The 10169-nt window shown below is 73.1% G+C and carries 11 protein-coding genes; 7 read left to right on the top strand and 4 right to left on the bottom strand.

Annotation, left to right across the window (positions count from 1 at the left end; translation table 11 throughout):
* The 6 genes from VF468_14035 to VF468_14010 form a co-directional block, all read left to right on the top strand.
* On the top strand, positions 1 to 709 hold a 709-nt coding region (locus VF468_14035; protein HEX5879412.1), incomplete at its 5' end, for a BBE domain-containing protein.
* Positions 710 to 888: 179 nt separating this feature from the next.
* Positions 889 to 2217 carry a histidine kinase gene (locus tag VF468_14030; protein HEX5879411.1) on the top strand — a complete coding sequence of 443 codons (1329 nt, stop codon included), beginning with the start codon at positions 889 to 891 and terminating at the stop codon, positions 2215 to 2217.
* Entirely contained in the window at positions 2214 to 2876 is a 663-nt protein-coding gene (locus tag VF468_14025; GenBank protein HEX5879410.1) for a response regulator transcription factor, read from the top strand. The genes VF468_14030 and VF468_14025 overlap by 4 nt, the downstream gene beginning before the upstream one ends.
* 89 nt (positions 2877 to 2965) lie before the next feature.
* On the top strand, positions 2966 to 3715 hold the full coding sequence (locus VF468_14020) for an ABC transporter ATP-binding protein (GenBank protein ID HEX5879409.1): 750 nt from the start codon (positions 2966 to 2968) through the stop codon (positions 3713 to 3715).
* 2 nt (positions 3716 to 3717) lie between these two features.
* The gene (locus VF468_14015; GenBank protein ID HEX5879408.1) at positions 3718 to 6246 is read left to right on the top strand and encodes an FtsX-like permease family protein; all 2529 of its coding nucleotides are present in this window, start codon (positions 3718 to 3720) and stop codon (positions 6244 to 6246) included.
* A 181-nt stretch (positions 6247 to 6427) separates the two neighbouring features.
* A complete protein-coding gene (locus VF468_14010) occupies positions 6428 to 7081 on the top strand; it encodes a DUF1707 domain-containing protein (protein ID HEX5879407.1) in 654 nt (217 codons plus the stop codon).
* A gap of 49 nt (positions 7082 to 7130) precedes the next feature.
* On the opposite strand, the gene VF468_14005 is transcribed toward VF468_14010, so the two are convergent.
* The 4 genes from VF468_14005 to VF468_13990 form a co-directional block, all read right to left on the bottom strand.
* The gene (locus VF468_14005; GenBank protein HEX5879406.1) at positions 7131 to 7307 is read right to left on the bottom strand and encodes an antitoxin; all 177 of its coding nucleotides are present in this window, start codon (positions 7305 to 7307) and stop codon (positions 7131 to 7133) included.
* 83 nt (positions 7308 to 7390) lie between these two features.
* Positions 7391 to 8212, bottom strand: coding sequence for an oxidoreductase (locus tag VF468_14000; GenBank protein ID HEX5879405.1), 822 nt, complete (start codon positions 8210 to 8212; stop codon positions 7391 to 7393).
* A 9-nt stretch (positions 8213 to 8221) separates the two neighbouring features.
* On the bottom strand, positions 8222 to 9058 hold the full coding sequence (locus VF468_13995; protein ID HEX5879404.1) for an aquaporin: 837 nt from the start codon (positions 9056 to 9058) through the stop codon (positions 8222 to 8224).
* Positions 9059 to 9109: 51 nt separating this feature from the next.
* The gene (locus VF468_13990) at positions 9110 to 9493 is read right to left on the bottom strand and encodes a VOC family protein (GenBank protein ID HEX5879403.1); all 384 of its coding nucleotides are present in this window, start codon (positions 9491 to 9493) and stop codon (positions 9110 to 9112) included.
* Positions 9494 to 9577: 84 nt separating this feature from the next.
* On the opposite strand from VF468_13990, the gene VF468_13985 reads away from it, so the two are divergent.
* On the top strand, positions 9578 to 10169 hold a 592-nt coding region (locus VF468_13985), incomplete at its 3' end, for a DNA polymerase IV (protein HEX5879402.1).

Below are 10169 nucleotides of genomic sequence, written 5' to 3'. Positions count from 1 at the left end.
CGCCGACGCGCCCGACGAGCTCGGGACCGTCATCCGGCTCGGCACGATCCCGCCGCTGCCGGTCGTCGGCGACGAGCTGCACTACCGGCCAGCCATCGCGGTTGCCAGCTGCTACGCCGGACCCGTGGAGGCAGGTGAGCGCGCCGTCCGCGCGCTCCGCCAGTTCGGGACTCCGCTCGTGGATCTGGTCGGACCCACGTTGTACGTCGACCATCAGAGCGGCATCGACGATACCGTCCCCCATGGCTGGCACTACTACTGGAAAGCCACGAACCTGACCGTCCTGTCCGACGAGGTCATCGACATCGTCGCCGAGCATGCCTACGGCGCCACCTCACCGAGGTCGTACGCGGCGATGTTCCACATGGGTGGCGCAGTTGCTCGAGCGCCTCGGGGCGCCACGGCCTACCCGGAACGCGATGTGGATCACAACATGAGCATCGACGCTGTCTGGCTCCCGGAGCAGGACGACACTGTCGGGGCGGCTGAGACCGCGTGGGCACGAGCATTCTTCGACGCTCTCGAATCCCATCGTGCCGGCGTCTACGTGAACTTCCTGGACTCCGACGATGGCACGGGCCGCGTCCGCGAGGCCTACGGCGACGCCAACTACCGGCGGCTCGCCGAGGTGAAGGCCAAGTACGACCCCGAGAACGTGTTCCACAACAACAAGAACATTCGGCCGTTGACGGAGCAATGGGCGCTGTAGAGGGTGTCGACGTTTGGGGGAGACGACCCCGCCGGCTCGGGCCTCCTCAGGCCCAGTTGATGGGGTCTGTCACGTGATCTCTGCTCCGGCCGCTGCCGGTGGTACTACCGGGCGCGGTAGGCGGCGCTACTCCCCGGAGAGGATTGTCGAGCCAGTGACCGGCGGCCTACCGTGCTCGCGTGGCCACAACCGACCGTATCGTGCCCGCGCGTCCCGGCCTTGGCGACCGGGAGCCCGGGCACGCCCGGCCCGGCGGCCGCCGGGCCAGGTGGTGGCGGGGCTGGTTCACGCCGGCCAAGGGGCTGCGGCCCCGGCCGCTGGACGGGCTTGTCGCCTTGGTGATCGCCTTCGTCCAGGTCGCCGGGACGATCGGCTACAGCCAGGACGAGCCGCCCAGCCCTTGGGCGTTCGACGCGGCTGCCTGCATTCCTCTCCTCGCCGGTCCGGTGGCGTTGCTGTTCCGCCGGCGCTGGCCCGAGGCCACGCTGGTGGTCACCTTCGCCGCCGCCGCCGGCTATGCCGCCAGCGGCTACCCCCGCGGGCCGGCCGGGTTCCCCGCCTTCGGGTTCGCCGTGGTCAGCGCCATCATGATGGGCCGGAGCTCCTTCGCGTGGCGCGTGCTGGCGGTCGCCTACGCCGCCTTCATCTGGCTGCCATCGCTGGTACCCGACGAGGTGGAGAAGGCCCGCGGCCTCGCGGGTGCGGCCACCAACCTCGTCTGGTTGCCGCTGGTCGGAGCCGCCAGCGAGATCGCCCGTAGCCGCCTCGAGCGGCGTGCCGAGCGGGCCCATGTGGCGCGGGAGGAGGCCCGTCGTCGCGCGAGCGAGGAGCGCCTGCTCATCGCCCGGGAGCTGCACGACGTGCTGGCCCACAACATCTCGCTCATCAACGTGCAGTCGGGGGTGGCGCTGCACCTGCTGGACGAGCGGCCCGAGCAGGCCCGCCCCGCCCTGGAGGCCATCAACGAGGCGAGCGAGGAGGCGCTTGAGGAGCTGCACTCGGTGCTGGAGGTGCTGAGCCGCGGCCTCGGCGAGGACGGGGCGCACGGCGAGTCCGGGGCGTGGGCTCCCCACGTCCCCACGGCCGGCCTGCGCGACCTGGACGGCCTGGTGCGACGGACCCGGGCGGCCGGCCTGGACGTCCACCTGGCCGTCGAGGGAGAGGCCCGGTCGGTGCCCGCTGGGGTCGACCTGGCGGCGTTGCGGATCGTGCAGGAGGCGCTCACCAACGTCGTCCGCCACGCCGGCGGCGACGCCCGGGCCACGGTCCGCCTGGTGTACGCCCCCACCGAGCTGGTCGTGCAGGTCGACGACGATGGAAACGGCGTGGACACGGCCTACGGCCGACAGGCGACAGGCTCCGACCGGCCGGATGGCCGGTCGGGCCGTGGCCTCGCCGGCATGCGGGAGCGGGTCAACGCTCTGGGCGGCACGTTCGCAGCCGGCCCCCGCCCCGGCCGGGGCTTCCGCGTCCGGGCGCAGTTCCCGCTGCGGGACGGGGCGCGATGATCAGCGTCTTGCTCGCCGACGACCAGGACCTGGTGCGGGCGGGCTTCCGGGCGCTGCTCGACGCCCAGGACGACGTCGCGGTGGTGGGCGAGGCCGGTGACGGCGACGAGGCGGTGCAGCTCGCCCGGCGCCACCGGCCCGACATCGTGCTCATGGACATCCGCATGCCGGGCACCGACGGCCTGGCCGCCACCCGCAGGATCACCGCCGACGACCGGCTGGCCGGGGTGCGCATCGTCATCCTCACCACGTTCGAGCTCGACGAGTACGTGTTCGAGGCCATCCGCGCCGGCGCCAGCGGCTTCATCGTCAAGCACACCAAGCCGGTCGAGCTGCTGCAGGCGGTGCGGGCCGTCGCCGCGGGCGACGCGCTGCTGTCGCCGAGCGTGACCCGGCGGCTCATCCGCGAGTTCGCGGCCCGGACCAGGGAGGCCCCTCGGTCGCCGGCGCTCGATGCCCTCACGGAGCGGGAGCGGGAGGTCATGGCGCTGGTCGCCGAGGGGCTGACCAACCACGAGATCGCCGAACGACTGGTCGTGAGCCCGCTCACGGCCAAGACGCACGTGAGCCGGGCCATGGTGAAGCTGGGCGCCCGCGACCGGATCCAGCTCGTGGTCTTCGCCTACGAGTCGGGCCTGGTGCGGCCCGGCTGGACGTGAGCCCGCGCGACGGGAACGTCGGCCCGGAGTAGGGCCAGAGCCTCCCCCCGGAGGACGACAACGCGGCCGCCCGGCGGGACGATGCGGGCATGTCGACGTCAACGCGGACCCCCACCACCACCGCCGCCCGGGCCGTCGGAGCCACCAAGGTCTACGGCTCGGGGGACACCGCCGTGATCGCCCTCGACGAGGTGACGCTGGACCTGCCCACGGGCCGGTTCAGCGCCATCATGGGCCCGTCCGGGTCGGGCAAGTCGACCCTGGTGCACTGCCTGGCCGGGCTCGACAGCCTCACCGATGGACAGGTGTTCGTCGGCGACGCCGAGCTCGGCGCACTGTCCGACAAGGAGCTCACGCTGCTGCGGCGCAGCCGCATCGGCTTCGTGTTCCAGGCCTTCAACCTGGTCCCGACGCTGACGGCCCGGGAGAACATCACGCTCCCCCTCACCCTCGCCGGCCGCAGGCCCGACCCAGCGTGGTTCGACGAGGTGATCGCCACCGTCGGCCTCGGCGACCGGCTCGGCCACCGACCCTCCGAGCTGTCCGGCGGCCAGCAGCAGCGGGTGGCCGCGGCCCGGGCGCTGGTCAGCCGGCCGGCGATCGTCTTCGCCGACGAGCCCACCGGTAACCTCGACTCCCACAGCGGCGCCGAGCTCCTCGGCTTCCTGCGGCGGGCCGTCGACGAGATGGGACAGACCATCGTGATGGTCACCCACGATCCCGGCGCGGCCGCCCACGCGGACGCCGTCGTGTTCCTGGCCGACGGCCGCATCGTCGACCACATGGCCGACCCCACCGCCGAGCGGGTGCTCGACACCATCAAGCGGCTCGGGAGCTGACCATGTGGCGGATCACCCTCAAGTCCATCGCCGCGCACAGGCGGCGCCTGCTCGCCACCGGCTTGTCCGTGCTGCTGGGCGTGGCGTTCCTTGCCGGCACCCTCGTGCTCTACCGCACGTTGATCAACGGCTTCTCGGACGTCATCGCCGAGGCCAACAAGGGTACCGATGCGCTGGTGCGCTCGAGCGTCGAGCTCGGCCAGGAGGAGGTCACCGAGCGTGGCCTCATCGACCGCTCGCTGGCCGACACCATCGCCGCGGTCGACGGCGTCGCCGCCGTGGCCCCCCGCATCGAGAGCAACGGTCGCATCGTCGGCGCCGACGGCGACCCCATCGGCGGCGGCGCGCCCACCATCGCCGGCAACTGGGTCACCGACGCCCGGCTCAACTCCTATGCCCTGGCCGAGGGCCGCGCGCCGGCCGCGCCGGGCGAGGTCGTCATCGACAGGGCGGCGGCCGAGGACGGCGAGCTGGCGGTCGGCGACACGACCGTGGTGCGGTCGCCCGACCGGGTCGAGGTGACGATCGTCGGTCTGGCCACCTTCGGCGGCGCCGACAGCCAGGGATCGGCCACCTACGCCGGCTTCACCACCGAGTTCGCCGACCGGGTGCTCACGCCCGAGCCCGGCAGGGCGACGGGCGTCGCGGTGGCCGCCGAGCCGGGCGTGAGCCAGGCCGAGCTGGTCCGCCGCCTCGACGCCGTGCTCCCCGACGGTGTCGAGGCGCTGACCGGTGCCGAGCTGACCCGCGAGATGGAGGGGGAGACCCAGGGGGAGGACCATGAGGCCTTCCAGCAGGCCCTGATCCTGTTCGCCGGGGTCGCCCTCGTCGTGGCGACCTTCACCATCTACAACACCTTCTCGATCCTGGTGGCCCAGCGCACCCGCGAGTCGGCGCTCCTGCGGGCACTCGGCGCATCGCGGAGCCAGGTGCTGCGCTCGGTCACCGCCGAGGCGCTGGCCGTGGGCCTGCTGGCCTCGGTGGGCGGCATCGCCGCCGGCATGGGGCTGGCGCTGGGCCTGCTCCCCCTCATGGACGCCATCGGCCTGACCACTCCGGCCTCCCCGCTGGTCCTCGACGCCAGCACGGTCGCGATCGCCCTCGCCGTGGGCGTGGTCGTCACGCTGGTGGCGAGCCTGGCTCCGGCGGTCCGGGCCTCCCGCGTCGCCCCGCTGGCGGCGCTGCGTGACGTCGCCGTCGACCGGTCCGCGACCTCGCGGCGACGGGCCGTCGCCGGTGCCGTCGTCACCGGGGCGGGCATCGCCCTGACCATCGTCGGGGCCACCGGCGAGGCGCTGCTGCCCACCGGCCTGGGCGCGCTGGCGACCCTGACCGGTATCGTGGTGCTGGGACCTGTCGTGGCCCGCCCCGCCGCCGCCGTGCTCGGCGCCCCACAGGCGACCTGGCGTGGCATGAGCGGGGTGCTGGCCCAGCGCAACGCGATGCGCAACCCGCGGCGCACCGCCAGCACCGCCGCCGCGCTGCTGATCGGCGTGGCCGTCGTGTCGCTGTTCGCCGTCGTCGGCGCGTCGCTCAAGCAGTCGATCGACGACGCGGTCGACAAGCAGTTCGCCGGCGACCTGGTGATCATCGGCGAAGGCGCTGGCGGCCTCAGCACCGACCTGGCCCGCGCGGTCGCCGAGCTGCCCGAGGTCGCGGCGGCCTCGCCCCTAGGCGGCGGGCCTGTACGGATCGACGGTGAGGGCAGGCTCGCCCCCACCTTCGACCCGGCCACCATCGAGTCGGTCGAGCACCTCGACGTGCTGAACGGATCGCTACGAGAGCTCCGCCCCGACCAGGTGGCCATCTCGGCCGACTACGCCGAGCAGCATGGGCTGGCGCTCGGCGACCCGGTGACCGTCGACTACCCCGACGGCGTGACCGAGCGGCCGACGGTCGGGGCGATCTACGCCGAGGACAACCTGAGCGAGGGTGGCGGGATCATGCTGCACCGCGACGCGTACCTGCCCCACACGTCCCGCCCCGCCGACGTCAACATGCTGATCGCCTTGGCCGACGGCGTGCCCGTCGCCGAGGGCGAAGCGGCCGTGCAGCGGGTGGCCGACCGGTTCGGCGCCCCCGACGTGCAGACCAACCAGGAGTTCACCGAGTCGATCGCCGGCGAGATCAACCTGTACCTCACCGTCGTCTACCTGCTGTTGATCCTGGCGATCGTGATCGCCGTCATGGGCATCGCCAACACCTTGTCGTTGTCGATCCACGAACGCACCCGCGAGCTTGGCCTGCTCCGGGCCGTGGGCCAGACCCGACGCCAGACCCGGACAATGGTACGAGGTGAGGCACTCACCGTGGGTCTGTTCGGCACCGTCGGAGGCCTGGGCCTGGGCCTGTTCCTCGGCTGGGCGTTGGTGTCGTCACTGGCCAGCGAGGGCTTCGGCTCGTTCGCCGTCCCCAAGCTGTCGCTGGCCGTGGTGCTCGCGCTCGGTGCCCTGGCCGGGGTGCTGGCCGCCGTCCGCCCCGCCCACCGAGCCGCCCGCATGAACATGTTGTCCGCCATCGCCACGGAGTGACGGTCGCAACTGAGCTGCGGCGTCCCTTCCATCAACAGGGGGCCCCAGCGTGCCCGCCGACAAGGTGGACGACCCACCCCCGGCTGGTGCGGTGAGCAGCCCGTTACGGATGGCGGGTCGGCAGGAGGCGACGGTATGCCGGGGGTGTCATGGACGACCTGTTGCCACGTATTGTCGGGGCATGACCGACGAACCTGGCCAGCGCGGCCCGTCCGGCGAGGTCCGCGCCTCCGATGCGGAGCGCGAAGCGGTGGTGGAGCGACTGCGGGTGGCCACCGTCGAGGGCCGGCTCACGCTCGGCGAGCTGACCGAACGGACCGAGGCCGCGTACACCGCCACCACCCGGGGCGAGCTGGTCCGCATCACAACCGACCTGCCCGAGGTGCCCGGCTCCACGGCGGTCCAGGCGCGGCCGGCTGGCGGCGACCGCGAGTGGGTCGTCGCGGTCATGGGTGACAGCAAGCGGCAGGGACGATGGCGGGTCGAGCGGCCGCTCGCGGCGCTCGCCGTCATGGGTGACGTGGTGCTCGACCTGCGCGGCGCCGAGGTGCCACAAGGCCACGTCGACATCACCGCGACCGCCGTCATGGGCGACGTCAAGATCTACGTGCCCGACGGCGTCGACGTACAGCTGAGCGGGATCGCGGTGATGGGCGACAAGAAGGTTGCGGTGCGGGAGGCGCCGGCTGGGCGGACGGCCCCCAGGGTGGTGGTCAGGGCCACGGTCGTCATGGGAGATGTCAAGGTCATTGGCGACTCCTACGCCGAGCCGGTCCGCCGGACATTGCGTGCCTGGCTGACGCGCGACGACCGCGACCGCCGCGCCATCGAATAGCGCCGGGTCGCGGTCGTCGTTCCGCGGCTGATGACTCCCGACTGCCGAACTAGGGCTTCGGCTCGTCTGCCTGCTGGTCGCCGAGCAGGCCCTCGCCTCGTTCACGGGCCTCCTGAGCGGCGGTGTCGGTCTGCTCGTCGAAGCGGCCGCCGGTGCGCTCGTCGACCTCTTGCTCGCCCTGGGTGAGGGCCTCGTCGGCCTTGTCGCGGAACCCTTCCTTGTCCATGCCGGACCACCTCCTTGGAGGGAATGGCTGTACCACGCTCAGCGGATTGGGAAACCGCAGCGCTAGTCCGACAGGCGCGCCGGCTAGCTGAGCTGGCTGGAGGCGACCCGGTCGAACAGGCGGGCCGGCAGGAACCGGTTGAGGGCGAGCAGGGGCCTCGCCATGTAGCCGACCGGGTAGCGGGGCTTCGGGCTGGAGGACTCCACCGCTTTGCGGATGGTCGCGGCCACGACCGACGGGTCCGACGCCCTGCCGCCCTCCCGGTAGAGCGCCTCGGTGCTCGTCGCCAGCCCCTCGGCGAGGTCGTGGTAGGGGCCGTGGCCGGACAGCTCGCGGACCCCGCCGGCGGTGACGTCGCCGAACTCGGTCCTGATCAGGCCGGGCTGGACGAGGACGACGTCGACGCCGAACCGGCGCACCTCCTGACGGAGGGCGTCGGAGTAGGCCTCGAGGGCGTGCTTGGAGGCGTGGTACCAGGCGCCCAGGGGGAAGGTGATCTCCCCGCCCATGGAGGAGACGTTGACGATCGTGCCCGAGCGCTGCCGGCGCAGGTGGGGGAGCACCAGCTGGATCAGCCGGGCCGGGCCGAACAGGTTGACCTCGAGCTGGTAGCGGGCCTGGTCGAGGGGGACGTCCTCGGCGGCGCCGTAGAGCCCGAACCCGGCGTTGTTGACCAGGACGTCGATCCTGCCCTGCTGGCCGAGGACGGTCCGCACGGCCCGCCGGCGGTCCTCGTCGCTGGTGACGTCCATGGCCAGGGCGTGGCCGCCGGCGGCGGTGACGGCGTCGAGGCTCTCGACGCGGCGGGCGCCGCCGTAGACGGTGTGGCCGGCACGCAGCAGCTCCAGCGCGGTGGCGCGCCCGATGCCCGACGAGGCCCCGGTGATGAGCACGGTCCTGGACATGGTCGCCCCTCAGCTTCGGTCGGGCCGTCTGGCCCGGGTGAACAGGCCGCCCTGGGCCGCGGCCGAGGCGGAGCGGCCGCCGCCGCCTCCGCGGAGGACGAAGGCGATCCCGACGGCCGCGACGGCGCCGACCAGGGGTCCGGCGACGTACACCCAGTAGGAGCGGAGGTCGGCGGCGACGGCGGCGGGCCCGAAGCTCCGGGCCGGGTTCATCGAGGCGCCGGAGATCGGGCTGGCCCAGAGGCCGGCCAGGGCGATGTAGGCGCCGACGCCGATGGCCGCGATGGGGCCGAGGTTCTGGGCGCCCGAGGCGGTGCCGAGGATGACGCTGACCAGGCCGAGGGTGAGCACGGCCTCCAGCAGGAACGCGTCCCCGGCGGGCCAGCCCGCGGCCGGGTAGGTCGCGCCGTAGGCCGACGACACGCCGACGACGGCCTGCAGGAACCAGGCGGCCAGCACCGCGCCGGCCAGCTGGACGAGCACGTAGCCGGGGACGCGCCGCCACGGGAAGTCGCGGCGCAGCGAGAACGCGACGCTGACGGCGGGGTTGAGGTGGGCGCCGGACACCTTGCCCATGAACAGGATGATCGCCGTCACCATCAGCGCCGGCGCGACCACCGCCGCCGCCCGGCCGATCGTGCCCGGGAACGCCTGGCCGACCATGCCGCCGCCGGCGGCGACCAGCACCAGCAGAAAGCTGCCGAACAGCTCGGAGAACAACCGGCGCCACTCCTGCGACGGGTCCTGGAAGTCCTCGATCGCCCGCACGACGTGCCTGGCCTCGTCGGCCGCCTCCACGGCCTCGCGGTGACGCCTCGCCTCAGCGGGATCGGATGGCTTGTCCATGCGGCCGCCAGCGTATCCGGGTCGACCGGCCGCCCGCAGCCGGGGGCGAGTCTAGGAGCGCTTCAGCTCCTGGACGGCCCAGGTGTTGCCGTCGGGGTCGTCGAAGAACAGGAAGCGCGAGCCCGGGCTGCCCTCGGGACCCAGCTGCTGGACGTCGCTGACGCCGACGCCGCGGCCGGCCAGGGCCTCGCGGACGGCGTCGATGTCCTCGACCACGAGCTGGACGCCCTTGACCGAGCCGGGGGCGCCGAGGGGGAGGCCTTCGCCGATCACCACCGAGCAGGCCGAGCCGGGGGGCGTCATCTGGACGATCCGCATGCGCTCGTTGGGGCGGGCGTCGTGGTCGAGGTTGAAGCCGACCTGCTCGGTGTAGAAGGCCTTGGCGGCGTCGACGTCGGAGACGGGGATGGGGACGACCTCGAGCTTCAGATCCATCTGCGTCCTCCCGGTTCGGTGGTGAGCCCGCATTCCATCACGGCGGCTCGACAGCCGCTGCCCGGCGGTGGGAACATACGTTCGATGAAGCGGGCGACCATCCTGCACGCCGACCTGGACGCGTGCTACGCCTCGGTCGAGCAGCGGGACGACCCCCGGCTGCGGGGCCGGCCGGTGATCGTCGGCGGCGGGGTGGTGCTGGCGGCCAGCTACGAGGCCAAGGCGCACGGGGTGCGGACGGCCATGGGCGGGGTGCAGGCGCGGCGGCTGTGCCCGCGGGCGGTGGTGGTGCCGCCCCGGATGGGGGTGTACGCCAAGGCCAGCAAGGCGGTGTTCGAGGTCTTCCGGCAGACGACGCCGCTGGTCGAGGGGCTCTCCATCGACGAGGCGTTCCTGGACGTCGGCGGGCTCTGGCGCATCTCGGGCACGCCCGCCGAGATCGCCGTGCGGCTGCGGCACGAGGTCCGCGAGCGGGTGGGGCTGCCGATCACCGTCGGCGTGGCCAGGACCAAGTTCCTGGCCAAGGTGGCCAGCGGCGTGGCCAAGCCCGACGGCCTGCTGGTGGTGCCGCCCGACGGCGAGCTGGCCTTCCTCCATCCACTGCCGGTCGAGCGGCTCTGGGGGGTCGGGCCGGTCACCGCCGGCAAGCTCCGCGACCTCGGCGTCACCACCGTCG

This window comes from Actinomycetota bacterium (genome assembly GCA_036280995.1).
In the GTDB taxonomy this organism is placed as follows: domain Bacteria; phylum Actinomycetota; class CALGFH01; order CALGFH01; family CALGFH01; genus CALGFH01.
This window is presented reverse-complemented; position numbering and strand designations above follow the sequence as displayed.

Bases quoted from the DNA above. Each gene is read 5' to 3' on its own strand.
- VF468_14025 (HEX5879410.1), top strand. From the start codon at position 2,214: ATGATCAGCGTCTTGCTCGCCGACGACCAGGACCTGGTGCGGGCGGGC.
- VF468_14000 (HEX5879405.1), bottom strand. From the start codon at position 8,212: ATGTCCAGGACCGTGCTCATCACCGGGGCCTCGTCGGGCATCGGGCGC.
- VF468_14015 (HEX5879408.1), top strand. From the start codon at position 3,718: ATGTGGCGGATCACCCTCAAGTCCATCGCCGCGCACAGGCGGCGCCTG.
- VF468_14020 (HEX5879409.1), top strand. From the start codon at position 2,966: ATGTCGACGTCAACGCGGACCCCCACCACCACCGCCGCCCGGGCCGTC.
- VF468_13995 (HEX5879404.1), bottom strand. From the start codon at position 9,058: ATGGACAAGCCATCCGATCCCGCTGAGGCGAGGCGTCACCGCGAGGCC.
- VF468_14005 (HEX5879406.1), bottom strand. From the start codon at position 7,307: ATGGACAAGGAAGGGTTCCGCGACAAGGCCGACGAGGCCCTCACCCAG.
- VF468_14010 (HEX5879407.1), top strand. From the start codon at position 6,428: ATGACCGACGAACCTGGCCAGCGCGGCCCGTCCGGCGAGGTCCGCGCC.
- VF468_13990 (HEX5879403.1), bottom strand. From the start codon at position 9,493: ATGGATCTGAAGCTCGAGGTCGTCCCCATCCCCGTCTCCGACGTCGAC.